Raw genomic sequence first — 19,979 nt, 5'->3', positions numbered from 1 at the left:
CGGTGACACGCGCGGGCGTGAGTGGGGGCAGGTGGGGACGGTTGGGGAGCGGGCAGCGATCGGGCCGCCTTATGTCTCATTGAGGTGTATTTGGGTACGTTCGAACGTATGAAGGGCGCACGTACGCAAGTCCTCATCCGCCTCCTGGTCGCGCCGGTCGTAGCCGCCCTGGCGGTGCTGCTGGCCGGTGCGCCCGGCGCGCAGGCGGCCACCGACGTCTCCGAGATCGGTGCCGCCCTGCGCGAGAGTCCCGTGTACGTCGATCCGGACGCGTCCGACCTGCTGTCCAAGTCGGACGCGGAGGCGCTCTCCGACAAGATCGAGGACGCGGACGAATCGGTCTTCGTGGTGGTCCTCCCCGCCGACTACCCGACGCAGAACCTCTTCCAGAACCTCCGCACCGAGACCGGCGTCACCGGTCTGTACGGCATCCGCCTCGGCGACCGCTTCGACGCGCGGGCCGACAGCAGCGTGCTGAGTCGCCAGGGTGTGAACAACCTGGTCACGGCGGCGCAGGGCGCCGGTGACCCCAAGGCCCAGCTCAACGACTTCGTGGACGACGCGCTGCGCAGCGTGCGCGGTTCCGCGCCCTCCTCCTGGGACTCCGGCGGCGGTTCCGTGCCCGCCGGCGGCCTGATCACGGCCGGTGCCGTGGTGGTGGTCGGCGGCGCGGGCGTCTACGCGCTGGCCCGGCGCAACCGGCGGCGCCGCGAGGAGGAGCAGCGGGAGGCGCTCGAACGGCTGCGGGTGGTGGTCGACGAGGACATCACGGCGTTCGGCGAGGAACTGGACCGCCTGGACTTCCACCCCGCCGAACCCCGCGCCGACGACGCGATGCGGGCGGACTACGAACGCGCCCTCGACGCCTACGAGCAGGCCAAGACGTACATGGCGGACGCCCGCAAACCCGAGGACGTGCGCTCCGTCACCCAGGCGCTGGAGGACGGCCGCTTCTCGCTGGCCCAGCTCGCCGCCCGCCGGGAGGGCAGGGAGCTGCCCGAACGCCGCCCGCCCTGCTTCTTCGACCCGCGGCACGGCCCGTCGGTCGCGGACGCAACCTGGACCCCGCCGGGCGGCGTGACCCGCGAGGTCCCGGTCTGCGCGGCCGACCGGGTCCGGTTGTCCGAGGGCCGGGACCCGATGATCCGCGAGGTGGACACCGAGTACGGCCGCCGCCCCTACTGGGACGCGGGTCCGGCGTACGGCCCCTGGGCGGGCGGCTACTTCGGCGGCGGCATCCTGCCCGGCCTGCTGGTCGGCACCATGCTGGGCGGCATGATGGCCGGACCCGCCTACGGAGCCGGCTACGGCACGGGGTACGGGGACTTCGGCGGCGGCTACGAGGGCGGCGACGTCTCGGGCGCGGACTTCGATCCCGGCGACTTCGGTGGCGGGTTCGGCGGCGGGGACTTCGGTGGTGGGGGCGGGTTCGGCGGTGGCGGTGGCGGAGACTTCGGCGGGGGTTTCTGACCTCTCGCCCCGCCCGGTCCCCGGGCCCGGGATCGCCGGTCTGCGGGAATGCGTCACCGGCGCGTGGCGGACGCGGACGGCACCGGCGCGTCCCGCCGGCCCCCGGGCGGGGCCACGGCGCCGGACGACGCGACGACGCCGGACCGGGCCCCACGCCGGACCACGGCCACGGCCGCCAGGCCCACCACGAGGCCGACGGCCGTCTGCACGCCGAAGTGCTCGCCGAACATCAGGGCGCCCCACACGGCCGTGACCGGCGCCATGAGGAACATCAGGGTGTTGACCTCGGTGACGCCGGACCTGCGCAGGATCAGCCAGTACAGGCCGTAGCCGCCGAAGGTCGGCAGCACCACGAGCCAGGCGGTCGCCAGCCAGACGGAACCGCCGGCCGGCGGAGCGGCTGACCCGGTGCCGAGCGCCAGGCCCGCGAAGAGGACGGCGCTGGTCACGCAGTGGATCGTCAGGGCGGCCCGGGGCGAGACCGGCGAGCGCGAGCGGCCTTCGAGGAAGGTGGCCGCCACCAGCGACAGCATGCCGAGGAACGGCACGAAGTACGCCCACCACGCCACGTCGGCGCCCGCCGCGGCGGCGTCCGCGGTGGTGACCGTGGCGACGCCCGCCAGCCCCAGCCACAGGCCGAGCCACTGCCGGCGGGAGACGTACTGCCGCAGCAGGGGTCCGGCGAGCGCGCCCGCGACCAGCGGCTGCACGCCGTCGATCAGGGCGGTGGTGCCGCTGGAGACACCGAGCTGGATGGCGTAGTACACGCTGAGCAGGTATCCGGTCTGCGACAGGGCGCCTATGGCGACCTGCCGGCCGGTGTCCCGCAGGGTCAGCCCGCGCCACACCGTCCGGGAGACGGCCGCGACGGCGAGCAGGACCAGGGCGAGCGGCAGGAAGCGCCACATCAGCAGCGTCGTCGCGGCAGCGGTGCCCGCGCCCAGCTTGGCGCCGATGAATCCGGAGCTCCAGCAGAGGACGAAGGCGACGGAGAGCAGGGCGTTCATGTCGACCCCAGACAGTAGACAGATCGGTTTACTTGTCTCGGGTGTCCACTATACAGATCGGTATACTCGTGGGTTATGGAGAGGAAGCCGGTGCAGCAGGAGCGGGAGCAAGGGCAGGAGCAGCGGGAGGTGCGCCATGTGCACCGGGTCCGGATGACGCCCGGAGCGCGGCGGGTCCTGCGGGCCGCGGAGCGGCTGTTCTACGAGCGCGGCATCCACGCGGTGGGGGTGGACCTGATCGCCGCCGAGGCCGGGGTGACCAAGAAGACGCTGTACGACCGGTTCGGCTCGAAGGAGCAGATCGTCGTGGAGTACCTGGCCGGGCGGGACGAGCGCTGGCGGGAACTCCTGGCCGCACGGCTGGACGCGGTCGCGGGACGGGAGCCGGCCGTCCGTGCGGTGGCCGTCTTCGAGGCCTCGCGGGAGTGGGCGGCGGAGTACGGCAGCAAGGGGTGCAGCATGATCAACGCGCACGCCGAGATCGGGGACCCGTCCCATCCGGCGTATCCCGTCATCACCGGTCAGAAGCGGTGGATGCTGGACCTGTTCACGGGGCTCGCGCGCGAGATCGGTGCGGGCGGTGCGGGCGGTGCGGGCGGTGCGGGCGGTGCGGGCGGTGAGAGCGGCGTGGCGGGCGCGGACCGCCTGGGGCGCACGCTGATGCTGCTGCACGAGGGGGCGCTGGTCGCGCACGGCCTCGGGGTCTTCCCCGACCCCTTCGGGCACGCCGCCGACGAGGTGCGGGATCTGCTGGGGCGGGTGTGAAGCGGGCCGGCGCCGGTCAGTGGGCGCCGGCCGGCCGTCCTGTCGCCCCCGTGGGGGTGGGCGGCGTCACGCCTGCTTGATCGCCGAGATGTCGAAGTTCAGCTTGATCTTGTCGGAGACCAGCACGCCGCCCGTCTCGAGGGCCGCATTCCAGGTGAGGCCCCACTCCGAGCGCTTGATCTCCGCCTTGCCCTCGAAGCCGACCCGCTCGTTGCCGAACGGGTCCTTGGCGGCGCCGTTGAACTCCAGGTCGATCGTGAGCGGCTTGGTGGTGCCGAGGATCTTCAGGTCGCCGGTGATCCGGTAGTCGTCGCCGCCGAGCGACTCCGCCCCGGTGGAGCGGAACGTCATCTTCGGGAACTCGTCCGTCTTGAAGAAGTCCGCGCTCTTGAGGTGGCCGTCGCGGTCCGCGGACCCGGTGTCGATGCTGTCCATCGTGACGTCCAGGGCCGCCGTGGAACGGGCCGGGTCGCTGCCGTCCAGGTGCAGCGTGCCGGTGAAGTCGAGGAACTTGCCCTTGATGTTGGTGACCATGGCGTGGCGCGCCGTGAAGCCGATGGTCGAGTGGGCGGCGTCGAGGGTGTACTCGCCGGTCAGGGTGGCGAGTTCGGGGGTGGCGGTCATGGCGTCCTCCAAGAGGTCTTGAGGTCGGACTGTTGAAGTCGGATGTTGATATTGAACGTTGATGTTGAACGTTCAACCAGTTCAACGGATTCGACTGTAGACCTATTCCGAGTCCCCATCAACCATTCGCGCGACGCGTCGAGGCACCGTTCCCCGACCGCACTTCCACGTGATAGACGGCATGGGCATGACCCCACAGCGCCCCGCCCCCGCCCGCCGCACCGTGCTGCTCGCCGCCGCCCTGGCCGCCTCACTCGGGTCCGCGCCGCGCCCCGCCGCGGCCGCAGGCGACGCGTCCGACGAGGACCCCTACGACGCTCTCCGCGGACGCTGGCTCGCCCTCGTCCTCGGTACCGGCTACGACCCGGGCGCCGAGCCCTACGCCACCCGCCTCGCCGAGACCGGCGCCCGCGCCCGCGACCACCGCGCCACCATGGCGCCGACCGCCACGTCCCTGTGGCCCGGCCATCCCTTCGACCCGCCGTCCGGCATCACCCTGTCCTACGGCCGCCTGTGGACGATGACCGAGGCGTACGTGCAGGAGGGCACCGGCTCCACCGCCGACCCCGCCCTCCTCGCCGACATCCTGCGCGGCCTCGACCACCTCTCGGCCACCGTCTACAACCCCGCCACCACCCGCTACGGCAACTGGTGGGAATGGCAGATCGGCAGCCCCCGCCTCCTGACGGACATCACCGCCGCCCTGTACGAGCAGCTGGGCGCCGACCGCACCGCCGCCGCCTGCGCGGCCGTCGACCACTTCGTCCCCGACGCGATGCTCGGCGACTACACCGGCACCTCCACCGGCGCCAACCGCGTCGACCTGTGCCGCTCCGTCGCCCTGCGCGGCATCCTGGGCGGGGCCCCGGCCAAGATCGCCCTCGCCCGGGACGCCCTCTCGCCGGTCTTCCCGTACGTCACGAAGGGCGACGGGCTCTACGCCGACGGGTCCTTCGTGCAGCACACCTGGGTCGCCTACTCGGGGACGTACGGCCAGGTGATGCTCGACGGGCTCGGCCGGCTCTTCACCCTGCTCGCCGGCTCCGAGTGGGAGGTCACCGACCCCGGCAGGCAGATCGTCCTCGACAGCGTCGAACACGCCTACGCGCCCCTCGTCCACGACGGCCTGGTGATGGACGTGGTGAGCGGACGCGCGATCAGCCGGGGCCACCTCGCCGGTGACGACCTGCACGTCATGCGCAGCGACCACTACCACGGGCAGCAACTCGTCGCCGCCATGGCGGTCCTCGCCGGCGGCGCGGGCGACGCCGAACGCGAGCGCTGGCACGCGCGGATCAAGGGCTGGATCGAACGGGACACCGTCGCCCCGCTCCTCACGGCGCCCCAGTTCCCGGTCGCCGACCTGGCCCGGCTGCACGCGATCGCCGACGCCCCCGTGGCGGCGGCGCCCGAACCCACCGGGCACCGGCTCTTCGCGGCCATGGACCGTGCCGTCCACCGCCGCCCCGCCTTCACCGCCGGGCTCGCCATGGCGAGCGACCGCATCGCCCACTACGAGTGCGGCAACGGCGAGAACCCGCGTGGCTGGCACACCGGTGCGGGCCTGCTCACCTGGTGGGCGAACGGGAGCAGATCCGATCAGTACACGGACTGGTTCTGGCCGACCGTCGACTGGTACCGGCTGCCCGGCACCACCGTCTCCACCAAGCGCCTGCCCGACCGCGCGGGCGGCGAGTGGGGCGAGCCCAAGCCCGACGTCCGCTGGGTCGGCGGCGCGACCGACGGCGAGTACGCGGCCGTCGGGCAGCACCTCAAGGGGCTCGGTTCGACGCTCGAAGCCCGCAAGTCCTGGTTCTTCCTCGACGACGAGGTGGTCTGCCTCGGCGCCGGCATCACCTGCGCGGACGGCGTCCCGGTCGAGACGGTCGTCGACAACAGGAACCTGGGGGAGGGCGGTACCCACGCCCTCGTGCGGGGCAGGGGCTGGGCCCATCTGGAGGGCCACGGCGGCTGGACCGTGCCCGGCGGCGGCCTGCGGACCCTGCGCGAGGACCGCACCGGCGCCTGGTCCGACATCAACACCACCAGCACGAGCGAGCGCCGTACCCGGCGCTGGCAGACCCTCTGGCTGGACCACGGCACGGACCCGGCCGACGCGGAGTACGTCTACGTCCTCCTGCCGGGCGCCTCCCGCGACACCGTCGCCCGCCGCGCCGCCGACCCGCGCGGCCGGCGCGTCCTCGCCAACGACGCCCGCTGCCAGGCGGTGGACGTGCCGCGGCTCGGCCTCACCGCGGCGAACTTCTGGCAGGCCGGCACGGCCGGTCCGCTCACGGCGACCGCCGGAGCAAGCGTGCTGGTCCGCCGCCGGGGCCGTACCGCTACGCTCTGCGTGAGCGAACCCCCGCGCACGGGAGAGCCCCTGGAGATCGTCTGGGACCACCCGGTGCGCGCGGGCGTACGGGCGGACGACACGGTCGAGATCCTCGCGACCGGCCGCCGTCTGCGCCTCCGCGTCACTCCAGGGGTGGTATGTACCACCCATGAATGTGAGGTGACTCTCAGCTGACGGGTTTGTGCGACCCCTACAAACCCCGGCCCCTCTGAGCAGTCGAAACGGCTGCACGCCGACCCGGTTCTGTTCGGTGCTACCAGGAAAACGCGCCCGAGACTGTACGGAGTCGACGGCTCGCAATCCGCGGTTCGCTTCGTAGAGTCGCTACATGACCGTTTTGGATGATGCGCCGGGTGAGCCGACGGACGCCCGCGGACGGGTGGCCGAGCTGCACGGGATCCGTGCGCAGGCGCTGGCCGGACCGAGCGAGAAGGCGACGGCGGCGCAGCACGCCAAGGGCAAGCTGACGGCTCGCGAGCGCATCGAGCTGCTCCTGGACCCGGAGTCCTTCCGGGAGGTGGAGCAGCTGCGCCGGCACCGGGCGACGGGCTTCGGCCTGGAGGCCAAGAAGCCCTACACGGACGGTGTGATCACCGGCTGGGGCACGGTGGAGGGCCGCACGGTCTTCGTCTACGCCCACGACTTCCGGATCTTCGGCGGCGCGCTGGGCGAGGCCCACGCGACGAAGATCCACAAGATCATGGACATGGCCATCGCGGCCGGTGCCCCGCTGGTCTCCCTGAACGACGGCGCGGGCGCCCGCATCCAGGAGGGCGTCAGCGCGCTCGCCGGGTACGGGGGCATCTTCCAGCGCAACACCAAGGCGTCCGGCGTCATCCCGCAGATCAGCGTGATGCTCGGCCCGTGCGCCGGCGGCGCGGCCTACAGCCCCGCCCTCACCGACTTCGTGTTCATGGTCCGTGACACCTCGCAGATGTTCATCACGGGTCCGGACGTGGTCAAGGCGGTCACCGGCGAGGAGATCACGCAGAACGGCCTGGGCGGTGCCGACGTGCACGCCGAGACCTCCGGCGTGTGCCACTTCGCCTACGACGACGAGGAGACCTGCCTCGCCGAGGTCCGCTACCTGCTCTCCCTGCTGCCGCAGAACAACCGGGAGAACCCGCCCCGCGCCGAGTCCGAGGACCCCGCGGACCGCCGCTCCGACGTACTCCTGGACCTGGTCCCGGCGGACGGCAACCGTCCCTACGACATGGCCAAGGTCATCGAGGAGATCGTCGACGACGGCGAGTACCTGGAGGTCCACGAGCGCTGGGCCCGCAACATCATCTGCGCCCTGGCCCGCCTGGACGGCCGGGTCGTCGGCATCGTCGCCAACCAGCCGCAGGCCCTGGCGGGCGTGCTGGACATCGAGGCGTCGGAGAAGGCCGCCCGCTTCGTGCAGATGTGCGACGCCTTCAACATCCCGATCCTCACCCTCCTGGACGTACCCGGCTTCCTGCCGGGCGTCGACCAGGAGCACGGCGGCATCATCCGCCACGGCGCCAAGCTCCTGTACGCGTACTGCAACGCGACGGTGCCCCGGATCTCCCTCATCCTGCGCAAGGCGTACGGAGGTGCTTACATCGTCATGGACAGCCAGTCCATCGGCGCCGACCTCACCTACGCCTGGCCGACCAACGAGATCGCCGTGATGGGCGCGGAGGGCGCCGCCAACGTCATCTTCCGCCGTCAGATCGCCGACGCCGAAGACCCCGAGGCCACGCGGGCCCGCATGGTCAAGGAGTACAAGGCCGAGCTGATGCACCCCTACTACGCTGCCGAGCGCGGCCTGGTCGACGACGTCATCGACCCCGCCGAGACCCGCGAGGTCCTCATCAGCTCCCTGGCGATGCTGCACACCAAGCACGCCGACCTGCCCTCCCGCAAGCACGGCAACCCGCCGCAGTGACCCGAGGAGCCACCTCCATGTCCACTCCCGACATCCGCGTCGAGAAGGGCCACGCCGAGCCCGAGGAAGTCGCCGCCATCACGGCCCTCCTCCTCGCCCGTGCCGCCGCCCGCCCCGCCGAGATCGCCCCGACCCACGGCGGCGGCCGCGTCCGTGCGGGTTGGCGCCGCCTGGAACGCGAGCCGGGCTTCCGGGCCCCGCACAGCTGGCGCTGACCTGAACACAGGTAACCAGAGGCCCCCTCCAGTCCAGGAGGGGGCCTCTGCATGTCAACCGGGGGCTGGACAGTGCCCTCAGGGGCGCGGGGAACGGCGCGACCAGCCACGGACTGCCCGCACCCGGCAACGAAACCGCCCCCCGGCAGCCCGGTGGCCGCAGGGGGGGCGTGTCGCAGCCCGGCGTAGCGGGGTGCCGCTGCGCCCACCCGTGCCGCCCCAGCGGCACGACTGCCCGCAGCGGCGGAGCGCTTAGCGCAGGCGGGCCATCAGCGCGTGTTCCACGAGCGTGATCAGCGCGGACTTCGCGTCGGCCCGGTGCCGCGCGTCCGTCGTGATGATCGGCGTGTCCGGCCCGATCTGCAGCGCCTCGCGCACCTCGTCCGGGTTGTACGGCTGCTGGCCGTCGAAGCCGTTCAGGGCGATGACGAACGGCAGCCCGCTGTTCTCGAAGTAGTCGACGGCGGGGAAGCAGTCGGCGAGCCGCCTCGTGTCGACCAGGACGATCGCCCCGATGGCGCCGCGCACCAGGTCGTCCCACATGAACCAGAACCGGTCCTGGCCCGGCGTACCGAAGAGGTACAGGATCAGGTCCTGGTCGAGCGTGATGCGGCCGAAGTCCATGGCGACCGTCGTGGTCGTCTTGTCCCCCGTGTGAGTGAGGTCGTCGATACCCGCTGACGCGGATGTCATCACGGCCTCTGTACGCAGCGGATTGATCTCCGAGACAGCGCCGACGAACGTGGTCTTGCCCACGCCGAAGCCGCCCGCCACCACGATCTTCGCGGAAGTGGTGGAGCGGGAAGGACCGCCGCTAGAGCTTGCGAAGTCCACTGAGCACCCTTTCGAGCAGTGTCACGTCTGGCTGCCCGCCGGCGCTCTCGTCGCCGCCGGGCTGATGGATGGCGACCAGTCCCGCCTCCGCCAAGTCGGCGACGAGGATCCTGGCCACGCCGAGAGGGATCGTCAGGAGGGCCGAGATCTCGGCCACCGACTTGATCTCCCGGCAGAGATTGCAGATCCGCTGATGCTCGGGCAGTTGGCCCTGCATCTGGTGCGGCTGCGCGGTGGTGTGCACCAGCGCCTCGATGGCGAGCTGGTACCGGGGCCTGGTGCGGCCGCCCGTCATGGCGTACGGGCGCACCAGGGGGTTGTTCGACGCCCCTGCGGGCGCCGGCTCAGGGGTGCGGCGCTGCGGCTGCACAGGCTGGATGCGAGGAGCGTGCGGCTGGTCGTACGGCGAAGGGCCGGGGCCCTGCGGCGCGTACGGCCGCCGGTGGCTGGGCACGGAGGGATAGCCGAAACCGTTCGCCGAGCCGTCGCCCGGGCCCTGACCGGGGCCGTACGACCAGTTGCCCGATGACGGACCGCCTGCGGGTGTACCCACTTTCTCCTCCTCCGACTGTGCCTGGCACCCATCTCTGTGGAGCCGCGTCCCGAAACTTTACGGCTACGGGACGCCAAAACGCACCGTCTGTCCTTTAGTTGAGAAGGCTCCCTTGGAGCTCGGCCCGCAGATCCGGGGTCAGAACCGTGCCCGCACGGTCCACCAGAAGGGCCATCTCGTACCCAATGAGGCCGATGTCCGCCTCCGGGTGTGCAAGAACCGCGAGCGACGAGCCATCTGAGATGGACATGATGAAGAGGAATCCGCGCTCCATCTCCACAACCGTCTGGTTCACGCTGCCGCCCTCGAAGATGCGCGAGGCACCCGCGGTCAGCGAGGTCAGACCGGAGGCGACGGCCGCGAGCTGGTCGGCACGGTCGCGCGGAAACCCTTCGGACATCGCCAGCAGGAGTCCGTCGGCGGAGACCACCACCGTGTGGGACACCCCCGGGGTGTTGTCCACGAAGTTGGTGATCAACCAGTTCAGGTTCTGCGCCGCCTGGCTCATCGGGCTCACACTAACGCTCCTGGTTGTAGGTGCTGTCAGGACCACGGTGTTCGTTCCTTGCGTCCTGGCCGTTCGTTTCACTGCCTGCGTTGCGGCCTCGCTCGACACCGCGCCGCAGGTTGCTCAGCCTGCCCCGGACGTCCTCCGGAGCGCGGGAGACCTGCGGGCCTCCCTGTGGAGTGGTTTCGGCGGCGCCCTCGACCAGGTTGGCCTTGGGAACCCGCCGCGGCAGACCCGAGGAGGTCACCCCGCCCGCCTTGGGCTTGCGCAGCGCCGAGGCCTGCTGCCAGCGATCGTCGTTGGCCGACCGCCAGCTGTCCTCGCCGCCCGCCCCCGCGGCGGCCGGCGCCTCCTGGCCCGCGTGCTCCGCGCTGCCGGTGTCGCTCGCGGTGGATCCGCGGCGGGGCAGACCGGCGTCGGTCAGCTCGTGGGCGGCGGAGGGGGCCGGTCCCGGACGGTCGAAGCCTACGCGGTCCGCCTCGTTCACGTCAGCGGCCTGCGCGGAATGCACCCCGGGAGCACCGGACGGGTACTGGTCCGGATAGCCGTTCTGATAGCCGTCCTGCTGGGGCCAGTCGTTCTGGTAGCGCCGCTGTTCGAAGGCCGAGTACGCCTCCGGGCCGTCGGGGCCGCCCTGCTGCGGCCCGCCCATGCCCTGGTCCGCGTAGGAGGGGTCCTGGAAACCGCCGTTCGGCGCCGGGGCGAAGCCCTCGCCCTGCGGCAGGCCGCCGTCGGTCGCGTAGTACTGCTCCCCGTACGACGCCTGCTGCGGCTCCTGGTACGCCTGCTGGTGCTCCGGGTACGCCGACTGCTGGTCGTACCCGCCGTTCTGCTGCTCCGGGAAACCCTCCCCGGCGGCGGGGTCGTAGCCGGGCTGCCCGCCGGAGTACGGGTCCTGGAAGGCGGACGCCCCCGCGTTCTCCGCTCCGCCCCGGTCCGCGGAACCGGGCAGCTCGGCGTTCGGCTGGGGCGACTGGGACTCCAGGGCCGCGCGGCGCTCCTCGCGCATCAGCGAGCGGCCGACCGGGTCCAGCTCGCGTATGTCGTCGGGGACCTCGGAGTACCGGCTGTCGTCGAAGCCCAGCTCGGCGGCGGTGGGCATGGGCTGACCGGTCTGCGAGAAGTTCTCGCCCCGGAACTCCTGCTCCGGGATGATCTGCGAGACGGTGAACTCGTCGCGCTGCTGCTGGTCGCCGCCGCCACCGTGGGTGATGGCGTCCGGCAGCATGACCAGCGAGGTGGTGCCCGCCTGCTCGCCGGAGGGGCGCAGCTGGACGCGGATGCCGTGCCGGTCGGACAGCCGGCCGACCACGAACAGGCCCATGCGCTGCGAGATCGCGGCGTCCACGGTCGGCGGGTTGGCCAGCTTGTGGTTGATGTCGGCGAAGTCCTCGGCGGTCAGGCCGATGCCCTTGTCGTGGATCTCGACCATCACGCGGCCGTCGGGCAGCCGGGTCGCGGTGACGCGGACCTTGGTCTGCGGCGAGGAGAACGTCGTGGCGTTCTCCAGCAGCTCGGCCAGCAGGTGGACGAGGTCGGTCACGGCCCGGCCGTGGATCTCGGCCTCCGGCACGCCGGACAGCTCGATGCGCTCGTACTGCTCCACCTCGGAGGAGGCGGCGCGCAGCACGTCGACCAGCGGGACCGGCTGGTCCCAGCGGCGGCCGGGTTCCTCGCCGGCGAGGACCAGGAGGTTCTCGCCGTTGCGGCGCATCCGGGTGGCGAGGTGGTCGAGCCGGAAGAGGTTCTCCAGCTGGTCGGGCTCGGCCTCGTTGTTCTCCAGGTCGGTGATCAGGCTCAGCTGGCCCTCGATCAGCGACTGGTTGCGACGCGACAGGTTGGTGAAGATCGCGTTGATGTTGCCCCGCAGCATGGCCTGCTCGGCGGCGAGCCGGACCGCCTCGCGGTGCACCTGATCGAAGGCGCGGGCGACTTCCCCGATCTCGTCCTTCGAGGCGATCGGGATCGGCTGGACCCGGGTGTCGACCCGGCCCGGGTCGGTGCGGGAGAGCTGGTCGACCAGCATCGGCAGGCGCTGCTCGGCTATGCCGAAGGCGGCGTTGCGCAGCTGGCGCATGGAGCGGCTCATCTGGCGGGCCACCATGCCCGCCAGGATGAACGCGGCGAGCAGCGCGACGACGACCGCGGCACCCGTGATGTAGGCGTCCCGCTCGGCGTCGTCCGCGATGGCGGACGCCTCGGACACCGCCTTGTCGGCCAGGTCCGACTCGATCTTCTCGTACGCGTCGAACTTGAGGGTGTTGACCGCCCACCAGTTCTCCGGCGTGATGCCCTGCCCGGCCAGCTCCGTCCGCGCGCCGGTGTCCGTCGACTCCAGGCCGGCCAGCGCCGCGATCATGGTGGTCGGGTTGGACGGCGGCGCCACGTAGTCCGGGTCGTTGGCCTTGGCCTCCTTGGCCATGGCCGCGCCGTCCTTCTTCAGCTTCGACTCGGCGTCCTCGAGCTTCTGCGCGTCCGCCTCGGTGCCGCCGCCGATGTACTCCTCGACCGCGATGCGCTCCAGGTAGGCGTAGGAGGAGAGGGCGACGCGCTGGCTGGCGAGGTGGGCGGGCTCCGGACCGGGCTTGACCAGCATGTGCATGCCGATGGAGCGCTCCAGGGAGAGCGCCGCCTTGGTCAGGGAGATCGCGTAGACGGTACGGCCGTAGGAGGTGATGTTGCCGGTGCCCAGACCGAGTTCGTTGGCGAACTCCATCAGGGGGTGGGCGACGCCGGTGTAGCCCTCCTCGGTCTCCACCCCCTTGAGCTTGGCCGTGTACGCGGCCGTACGCAGCGTCTGGAGCTTGGGCTCCTGCTCGCGGAACACCTTCAGCCGGCGCTCCAGACCGGCCTTCGAGGGCATGCCCTGGGCGGCCTCGTCGAAGGTGTCGGCCGCCTTGTCGGTGACCTGGCGGGCCTGGGTGACGGTGGCGTCGTCCTCGCCCTTGCCCTGCAGCAGCGGGGACGCGGTGGCGTCGCGCTCGTTGTAGAGGGCGTTGGCGTAGCCGAGGGAGGCCCGCACCAGGCGCGCGGTGCTCTCGGCGTCCTCGGCGTCCTGCCAGGTGTCGATCGAGCTCTTCACCTGGAAGCCGCCCATGACCAGGCCGACCAGCACCGGAAGGAGCAGGATCGCGTTCAGCCGGGTGGCCACCCGCCAGTTGCGCGGCGAGAGGCGGCCACCGCTCTGCGCGGGCTCGGCCTTGGGTTCCGCAGCGGGCGCGGGGGCGGGGGCGGGCGCCGCTGTGCGCGGCGGCGGGGTGAAGTTGCCCCGGGCCGATGGCTCGGGACTGTTCTTGCTTCGCCTCACTCGACCAACAACCTCTCGGCGGTCGGCACCTGTGTCGTGCCGCTGTGTCTCAGAACCCGGTCCGTCATCGAGTACGTGCTACTGCTGAGTACGTCTTTGACCATGGGGCAGTTCTGGCATTCCAGCACGACGGCGAGCGCTCTTCAAAACAATGGAACGGGAGGGTTACACGTGATGTAAGCCCCACGTAAAACGGTCATAAAGAGCGAGGCCCGCCAAAAGACGGGGCGTTTGTGCGCGTAGCGGCACCGGTTGAGCGCTGCGCGTGTTGGTACCACCCGATTCCTCTGCCGAAACGTTATGAACACCGGAGCCGACCGTGTCAAAGGACACAGCCGGCTCCGTCTCGTCTACGACAAGTGCCGTAGGACCCTGCCGACTTGGCTGCGATCTTGTCTGAGCCCGTTCGCGGACCTACCGCAGCCGGGCCATCAGCGCGTGTTCCACCAGGGTGATCAGCGCGGACTTGGCGTCGGCCCGGTGCCGCGCGTCCGTCGTGATGATCGGCGCGTCGGGGCCGATCTGCAGCGCCTCGCGCACCTCGTCCGGCGTGTACGGCTGCTGGCCGTCGAAGCCGTTGAGCGCCACGACGAACGGAAGCCCGCTGTTCTCGAAGTAGTCGACGGCCGGGAAGCAGTCCGCCAGCCGGCGGGTGTCGCACAGGACGACCGCGCCGATGGCGCCGCGCACCAGGTCGTCCCACATGAACCAGAAGCGGTCCTGGCCCGGCGTACCGAAGAGGTACAGGATCAGGTCCTGGTCGAGCGTGATGCGGCCGAAGTCCATGGCGACCGTCGTGGTCGTCTTGTCCCCGGCGTGTGTGAGGTCGTCGATCCCCGCGCTGGCCGAGGTCATCACGGCCTCGGTGCGCAGGGGGTTGATCTCGGAGACGGCGCCCACGAACGTGGTCTTGCCGACGCCGAAGCCGCCGGCCACCACGATCTTCGCGGAGGTGGTCGCCCGGCCTCCGTCAGAGCTTGCGAAGTCCACTGAGCACCCTTTCGAGCAGTGTCACGTCCGGTGCACCGCCGTTGTTCTCGTCGCCGCCCGGCTGGTGAATGGCGACGAGCCCGGCCTCCGCGAGGTCCGCGACCAGGATCCGGGCCACTCCCAGCGGCATCGCAAGCAGGGCCGACACCTCGGCCACCGATTTCACCTCGCGGCACAGGTGGCAGATGCGCTGGTGCTCGGGGAGCAGCCCCATGAGCGCTGCCGGGTCGGCCGTCGTACTGATCAGTGCCTCGATGGCAAGCTGGTAACGCGGCCTGGTCCGGCCGCCGGTCATCGCGTAGGGACGTACCAGCGGCTGGTCGCCCTCGTCCTCGTACGGCTCCGCGTACGGATCATGAGAGGCGGTGGGCGGGGTCATGGATCCTCCGGGCGGGACAGCATGTCGGTCAGTCAAGCCGTCTGACTCGGCCGGTGGGGGGATTGTGGCGGCCGGACGGTGATTTGGTAACACGGGTGGTGCCGGGGCCGATCAGTGGAGCAGACTTCCTTGTAGTTCGGCGCGCAGGTCGGGTGTGAGGACTGCACCCGCGCGGTCGACGAGGAGTGCCATCTCGTAGCCGACGAGGCCGATGTCGCACTCCGGGTGGGCGAGGACGGCCAGGGACGAGCCGTCCGAGACGGACATCAGGAAGAGGAACCCACGTTCCATCTCCACGACCGTCTGCGCCACGTTGCCGCCCTCGAAGATCCGGGACGCCCCGGCGGTCAGCGAGGTCAACCCCGAGGCGACGGCCGCGAGCTGGTCCGCGCGGTCGCGCGGGAAACCTTCCGACATGGCCAGAAGAAGTCCGTCGGCGGACACGACGACGGTGTGGGACACCCCTGGGGTGTTGTCCACGAAATTCGTGATCAACCAGTTGAGGTTCTGTGCCGCCTGGCTCATCGGGCTCAACTAACGCTCCTGCTGGTGAGTGGGCCGCGGATAGCTGCCGGTCTGGTTGGTCCCGGCCTGACGGCCCTGTGCGATTCCCCGACGGAGATTGGTCAGCCGGCCGCGCACTTCGTCGGGCGCGCGGGAGACCGCCGGACCGCTCTGGTGCGACTGCTGCTGAGCCGTTCCCGGGACGAGGTTGGCCCGGGGGACCCGGCGCGGGAGGCCGGAGGTGGTGACACCGCCCGCGGCCGGCTGCCGGACGCGCTCCGCCTGCCGGACGAGGTCGTCGTTCGGCGAGGTGCGCCAGGCGGAGGTGGCGGGCCGCTGAGGGGCCGCCGGGGTCTGGGGCTGGGAGGCGTGGGGCTCCGGGGCCGCGGCGGGGGCGCTCTGCTGCGGCCCGGCCTCGCGGTCGCCGTGGAACCAGTTGGTCTCCAGCGTGTCGTACAGCGGCGTACGTCCGTCACCGGGGCCGGAGGCCGGAGGCAGGGCCCAGCCGTCCGCGGGACGCTGCGGGGGAGTCCCGTTGGCGCCCTCCCGGCCCGCGTTGTTCGGGCCCGCGTTGTTCGACCCGGGCTCCTGGCGCAGGGACTCCCGGCGGACCGGGCGCTGCGGGACCGGGCGCTGCGGGACCGGCGGGCGCGGGGCGCCGAAGTCGTTGCCGCCCTGTGCGCCGTTGACCTGCGGGCGCTCGAACTGGCCGGTGGCCGCGGGGTTCTGACGGTCCGACAGGTCGTGCTGTCCGGTCGAGCCGTTGTCGTAGCCCTGGGCGCCGGCGAACCGGTCGGCCCGGCCGGGGGCGCCCGGACCGGCCTGCGGAGGCTGGCCGCCGAAGACGTCCGAGCGGACGAAGGTGCCGGTGCCCTGCTGCGGTGCGGTCGGCTCGGGCCGCGCGAACTGGTCGTTCTGCGGGGCGTCCGTGCCGCCCTGACCGTACTGGTCCCGGCCGTACTGGCCCTGGCCGCCGTACTGGTCCTGGCCGTACCCGCCCTGGTTCTGGGCGTACGCGTCCTGGTTCCGGCCGTACTGGTTCTGCTCGTACCCGTTCTGGTCGTAGCGGTTCTGGTCGTACTGGCTCGGGTCGTACTGGTTCTGGTCCGGCCCGGCGAACTGGCCCGCGTTCTGCGGCGCTTCCTGGCGCGGGGCCGGGGCGTCGAAGTCGGGACGGGCGAACTCGGCCGTCGACGCGGGAGACTGGGGCTCGTCGAAGCGCGGCACCACCGGCATCTCCGCCGTGGACCCCGGGCCCTGCCGGTCGTCGTACTCCGGCGTCCGGGCGGTGCGCGGGCCGTCCGGCTCCTCGTGGCCGCGCGGAGCGTCCAGCGAAGCGCGCGGCACGGGCGGCGGCGCGTTCTCCTCGCTCCAGCTCGGCACGCGCGGCTGCGGGTTGCCGCCGGGCAGCTCGGCCCGCGGACCGCCGCGCGGCGGCAGCTGCGGACGGCGGCCCTGCTCGGCGTCCCCGTTGTTCGGGCGCTTGCCGCGCTGCGGGGGAGTACCGGGGGAACGGGTGCCGCCGAACATGTCCTGGCCCTGCGGGGCGTTGCCCTGCGGCGCGTTCATGCCCGCGGCCTGCAGACCCTGCGGAGCACCGGGCGCATGGCCCTGGCCCGCACCGGCGCCGGCCGGAGCCGGACGGTTCTGCTGGCCCGGCCCCGCCGGGGACTGCGGACCGCGCGGTCCACCGGGTCCACCGGGTCCACCGGGTCCGCCCGGTCCACCGGGACGGCCGCCCGCGTCACGTCCGGGCAGTGCGGCGCGCGGTCCCTGCCCGGCACCGAGCCGGCCGCCCGGCGCACCGGCGCCGCCACCGCCGCCGAAGGCACCGCCTCCGAGGGCACCGCCGCCCTGTCCGCCGCGGCGGGCCGCGGCGACGCCGGCGGCTGCCTGGGCGGCGGCCGGACCGCCGCCGCCGGTGGGGCCCTGGCCCGGCTTGGGCTGCGGCTTGCGCCCGCCCTGTGCCACGTCGACGGGCAGCATGACCAGCGCGGTCGTACCGCCGGAGTCGGACGGACGCAGCTGGATGCGGATGCCGTGGCGCTGCGAGAGGCGGCCGACCACGAACAGACCCATGCGGCGGGAGACGGAGACGTCCACGGTGGGCGGCGAGGCGAGCCGCTCGTTGATCGCGGCCAGGTCCTCCGGCGAGAGGCCGATACCGGTGTCGTGGATCTCGATCAGCACCCGGCCGTCGGGCAGCGCGTGACCGGTGACCTTGACCTTGGTCTGCGGGGAGGAGAACGAGGTCGCGTTCTCCAGCAGCTCGGCGAGCAGGTGCACGAGGTCGTTGACCACGCGGCCGGCGACCTCGGTGCTCGGCACGGAGGCCAGCTCGATGCGCTCGTACTGCTCCACCTCGGAGGCGGCGGCACGGAGCACGTCGACCAGCGGCACCGGACGCGTCCAGCGGCGGCCGGGCTCCTCACCGGCGAGGACGAGGAGGTTCTCACCGTTGCGGCGCATGCGGGTGGCGAGGTGGTCGAGCTTGAACAGCGAGGACAGCTGGTCCGGGTCGGCCTCGCGGGACTCCAGTTCGGAGATGAGCGACAGCTGGCGCTGGATGAGGCCCTGGGAACGGCGCGAGAGGTTGGTGAACATCGCGTTGACGTTGCCCCGCAGCAGGGCCTGCTCGGCGGCGAGGCGGACCGCCTCGCGGTGCACGTCGTCGAAGGCCGTGGCCACTCGGCCGATCTCGTCCCGGGAGTGCACGCCGACCGACTCCACCGAGGTGTCGACGTCCTGCGGGTCGGTCTCGGAGAGCTGCTTGACCAGCTCGGGCAGGCGGTCCTGGGCGACCTTGGTCGCGGTGTCCTCCAGGCGCCGCAGCGACCGGATCATGGACCGGGCCACGACGAAGGCGCCGACGAGCGAGACGCCGAGCACGAGCAGGATGACGACACCGGAGATGATGGCCTCGCGCTGCGACTCGTTGCGCAGCTCGCGGGCCTGCTGCTCCATGTCCTCAAGAAGCTTCAGCTCGATGTTCTTCATCTGCTGGATCTTGGTGGAGCTGTCGTCCAGCCAGTCCTGGTACGACTGGGTCTTCAGGTCGTTCAGGCCGTTGACCCGCCCCAGGGCGCGGCCGGCGTACTGGTCGGACGCCTCGATGACCGGGTTGCCCTCGGAGATCGGCTTGAGGAGGTCCTCGGACCCGTCGCCGTAGATGCTGCCGAAGCTGCGCAGTTCCGAGGTCTGGCTCTGCAGCGCCGACTGCGCGTACAGCCGGTCGTTCTCGGGGAGGTTCCCCTTCTCGCTGGTCGTCGCGGGGAGGGCCGCCGCCAGGACCGCGCGCTGGATGGACGCGTACTCCTTGGCCGAGGAGAAGGCCGACAGGGCGCGCGTGCGCTGGATCATGTCGGGGTTGCTGGTCGCCTCCGCCATGTCCTGCGAGAGGTCGAGCAGGTGGGTGATCAGGCGGTGGTAGGCCTCGACCGTCTGGGTCGAGTTCTCCTTCGCCGTGTACGCCGAGCTGCGGATCTTGTTCAGGTCGTTCAGGTCGCTGGCGAGGCCGACGAGGCTGTCCCGGACACCGACGAGGTTGCCGTCCTTGCTGGCGGCGTCGATCTCCTCGGAGTTGTCGAGGAAGTTCTTCAGGGCCCGGTCGGTCTTCTCCCGGTCGCCCTTGACGGTGATCGCGCCGGAGGCCGAACCGTGGGCGAGCGGGCCGGCGGACTGGTCGCGTTCCTCCTGGAGCGCCGCGGCCAGCTCGGTGGCCTGCTTGGTCATCTCCGTCAGCAGCTTCATGTTGTCGAGCTGCTGGATGTCGTCCAGCGACTGGTTGATGCGCAGCCCGCCCAGCGAGGTGGCCGCGACCACCGGAAGCGCCAGCAGCGACACCAGGCGGGTGGAGATCCGCCAGTTGCGCAGGGCTATTCGCGGGCCGGGGCCGGTCGCGCCCTTGGCCGGCTTGGCGGGCGGCTTCTGGTCCGGGGCGGACGGACCCGTCGCCTGGCCGGCGCGCTCTCCGCTGTCGCCGGACGGGGCCTGACCCTGGTTCTGGGCGTGCTGGGGCGAGGAGCCGACGGCCTTGGGGCCAGTCCCGCCGTGCGGCTCCGGCTCGGCCGAAGCGCTGCCATCCCTCTTGAAACGTCCCTGCACTAGCGTCGCAACCTCTGGACCAGGCGCCCCTCCGCGTGAACGGGCGGGGCACAGTGTCGGCGTCATAGGGGCGCCCTGAATACGCCCCCGTGGTGGTCGTGAGTAACCGGCGCTGGTTCCCCTCTTTTTCTCAACCGCCGCGCGGCGCTGGTGTGCGCCCCCTGCGCGCCGGTTCGATCCCGCGGCGGTCCGTGGAATTCCAGCACAGTGCAGGACCTCCAACAAGGCCCGTGGGGCAGGCCGTGAGATAGGTGACAGCACGTGAGGACCGGATCACCTCACGTAGAAGATGGTCACCCGCAAAAAGGGCGTATGCGTAGGAGTCGGCAGGGCCCGATGCGTGTCCCAGTCGGCATGATCAGGAGCGGAATAGTGCCTTCAGTTGCACAATGCCCGTTTCGTCAGGGTGTCGCCTGTGCGTCGATTGACCGGTTTGCCCCTTGATAAGTGA

15 protein-coding genes are annotated in these 19,979 nt (G+C 71.6%); 5 read left to right on the top strand and 10 right to left on the bottom strand.

The features are described 5' to 3' along the window. Window positions 1–108: 108 nt before the first annotated feature. Window positions 109–1,470, top strand: coding sequence for a hypothetical protein (locus IG94_RS0111435; protein WP_031034233.1), 1,362 nt, complete (start codon window positions 109–111; stop codon window positions 1,468–1,470). A 53-nt stretch (window positions 1,471–1,523) separates the two neighbouring features. On the opposite strand, the gene IG94_RS0111430 is transcribed toward IG94_RS0111435, so the two are convergent. Further along, window positions 1,524–2,477, bottom strand: coding sequence for a DMT family transporter (locus tag IG94_RS0111430; RefSeq protein ID WP_043483398.1), 954 nt, complete (start codon window positions 2,475–2,477; stop codon window positions 1,524–1,526). Window positions 2,478–2,630: 153 nt separating this feature from the next. Here IG94_RS0111430 and IG94_RS0111425 point away from each other — a divergent pair, with 153 nt between their 5' ends. Further along, window positions 2,631–3,242 carry a TetR/AcrR family transcriptional regulator gene (locus tag IG94_RS0111425; RefSeq protein ID WP_052410642.1) on the top strand — a complete coding sequence of 204 codons (612 nt, stop codon included), beginning with the start codon at window positions 2,631–2,633 and terminating at the stop codon, window positions 3,240–3,242. A gap of 66 nt (window positions 3,243–3,308) precedes the next feature. On the opposite strand, the gene IG94_RS0111420 is transcribed toward IG94_RS0111425, so the two are convergent. After that, window positions 3,309–3,866: a YceI family protein gene (locus IG94_RS0111420; RefSeq protein ID WP_031034226.1), complete on the bottom strand. Its 558-nt coding sequence runs from the start codon at window positions 3,864–3,866 to the stop codon at window positions 3,309–3,311. Window positions 3,867–4,053: 187 nt separating this feature from the next. Between IG94_RS0111420 and IG94_RS0111415 the strand changes: the two genes are divergently transcribed. From IG94_RS0111415 to IG94_RS0111405, 3 genes are all read left to right on the top strand, one after another. Next, the gene (locus IG94_RS0111415) at window positions 4,054–6,396 is read left to right on the top strand and encodes a polysaccharide lyase 8 family protein (protein WP_031034224.1); all 2,343 of its coding nucleotides are present in this window, start codon (window positions 4,054–4,056) and stop codon (window positions 6,394–6,396) included. 154 nt (window positions 6,397–6,550) lie between these two features. Beyond that, a complete protein-coding gene (locus IG94_RS0111410; protein ID WP_037768372.1) occupies window positions 6,551–8,134 on the top strand; it encodes an acyl-CoA carboxylase subunit beta in 1,584 nt (527 codons plus the stop codon). A gap of 17 nt (window positions 8,135–8,151) precedes the next feature. Further along, window positions 8,152–8,349 carry an acyl-CoA carboxylase epsilon subunit gene (locus tag IG94_RS0111405; RefSeq protein WP_031034218.1) on the top strand — a complete coding sequence of 66 codons (198 nt, stop codon included), beginning with the start codon at window positions 8,152–8,154 and terminating at the stop codon, window positions 8,347–8,349. Between the two features lie 252 nt (window positions 8,350–8,601). Here the strand turns inward: IG94_RS0111405 and IG94_RS0111400 are convergent, their stop codons facing one another. From IG94_RS0111400 to IG94_RS0111360, 8 genes are all read right to left on the bottom strand, one after another. After that, on the bottom strand, window positions 8,602–9,183 hold the full coding sequence (locus tag IG94_RS0111400; RefSeq protein WP_009314218.1) for a GTP-binding protein: 582 nt from the start codon (window positions 9,181–9,183) through the stop codon (window positions 8,602–8,604). Further along, window positions 9,164–9,736 (bottom strand): DUF742 domain-containing protein, encoded by a 573-nt coding sequence (locus tag IG94_RS0111395; protein WP_031034214.1) that lies wholly within the window; start codon window positions 9,734–9,736, stop codon window positions 9,164–9,166. Before IG94_RS0111395 ends, IG94_RS0111400 begins: the two co-directional genes overlap by 20 nt. Before the next feature lie 94 nt (window positions 9,737–9,830). Continuing rightward, the gene (locus tag IG94_RS0111390) at window positions 9,831–10,244 is read right to left on the bottom strand and encodes a roadblock/LC7 domain-containing protein (protein ID WP_004983065.1); all 414 of its coding nucleotides are present in this window, start codon (window positions 10,242–10,244) and stop codon (window positions 9,831–9,833) included. Between the two features lie 10 nt (window positions 10,245–10,254). Beyond that, on the bottom strand, window positions 10,255–13,551 hold the full coding sequence (locus IG94_RS0111385) for a sensor histidine kinase (RefSeq protein WP_052410638.1): 3,297 nt from the start codon (window positions 13,549–13,551) through the stop codon (window positions 10,255–10,257). 414 nt (window positions 13,552–13,965) lie between these two features. Then, the gene (locus IG94_RS0111375; protein ID WP_031034209.1) at window positions 13,966–14,541 is read right to left on the bottom strand and encodes a GTP-binding protein; all 576 of its coding nucleotides are present in this window, start codon (window positions 14,539–14,541) and stop codon (window positions 13,966–13,968) included. Then, a complete protein-coding gene (locus IG94_RS0111370; RefSeq protein ID WP_003973454.1) occupies window positions 14,522–14,920 on the bottom strand; it encodes a DUF742 domain-containing protein in 399 nt (132 codons plus the stop codon). Before IG94_RS0111370 ends, IG94_RS0111375 begins: the two co-directional genes overlap by 20 nt. A gap of 111 nt (window positions 14,921–15,031) precedes the next feature. Then, the gene (locus tag IG94_RS0111365) at window positions 15,032–15,445 is read right to left on the bottom strand and encodes a roadblock/LC7 domain-containing protein (protein WP_003973453.1); all 414 of its coding nucleotides are present in this window, start codon (window positions 15,443–15,445) and stop codon (window positions 15,032–15,034) included. A 9-nt stretch (window positions 15,446–15,454) separates the two neighbouring features. Next, complete coding sequence (locus tag IG94_RS0111360; RefSeq protein WP_031034206.1) at window positions 15,455–19,528, bottom strand: sensor histidine kinase; 4,074 nt, start codon at window positions 19,526–19,528, stop codon at window positions 15,455–15,457. Window positions 19,529–19,979 lie beyond the last annotated feature (451 nt).

The sequence above is a fragment of the Streptomyces olivaceus genome, assembly GCF_000721235.1.
Classification (GTDB): Bacteria; Actinomycetota; Actinomycetes; order Streptomycetales; family Streptomycetaceae; genus Streptomyces; species Streptomyces olivaceus.
Note: the sequence above shows the minus strand (reverse complement) of the source record. Positions and strands in the feature narration are given on the sequence as shown.

Excerpts from the sequence above, each read along its gene's own strand:
- IG94_RS0111390 (WP_004983065.1), bottom strand. The coding sequence starts at position 10,244 with ATGAGCCAGGCGGCGCAGAACCTGAACTGGTTGATCACCAACTTCGTG.
- IG94_RS0111410 (WP_037768372.1), top strand. The coding sequence starts at position 6,551 with ATGACCGTTTTGGATGATGCGCCGGGTGAGCCGACGGACGCCCGCGGA.
- IG94_RS0111370 (WP_003973454.1), bottom strand. The coding sequence starts at position 14,920 with ATGACCCCGCCCACCGCCTCTCATGATCCGTACGCGGAGCCGTACGAG.
- IG94_RS0111420 (WP_031034226.1), bottom strand. The coding sequence starts at position 3,866 with ATGACCGCCACCCCCGAACTCGCCACCCTGACCGGCGAGTACACCCTC.
- IG94_RS0111405 (WP_031034218.1), top strand. The coding sequence starts at position 8,152 with ATGTCCACTCCCGACATCCGCGTCGAGAAGGGCCACGCCGAGCCCGAG.
- IG94_RS0111425 (WP_052410642.1), top strand. The coding sequence starts at position 2,631 with ATGACGCCCGGAGCGCGGCGGGTCCTGCGGGCCGCGGAGCGGCTGTTC.
- IG94_RS0111430 (WP_043483398.1), bottom strand. The coding sequence starts at position 2,477 with ATGAACGCCCTGCTCTCCGTCGCCTTCGTCCTCTGCTGGAGCTCCGGA.
- IG94_RS0111435 (WP_031034233.1), top strand. The coding sequence starts at position 109 with ATGAAGGGCGCACGTACGCAAGTCCTCATCCGCCTCCTGGTCGCGCCG.
- IG94_RS0111415 (WP_031034224.1), top strand. The coding sequence starts at position 4,054 with ATGACCCCACAGCGCCCCGCCCCCGCCCGCCGCACCGTGCTGCTCGCC.
- IG94_RS0111365 (WP_003973453.1), bottom strand. The coding sequence starts at position 15,445 with ATGAGCCAGGCGGCACAGAACCTCAACTGGTTGATCACGAATTTCGTG.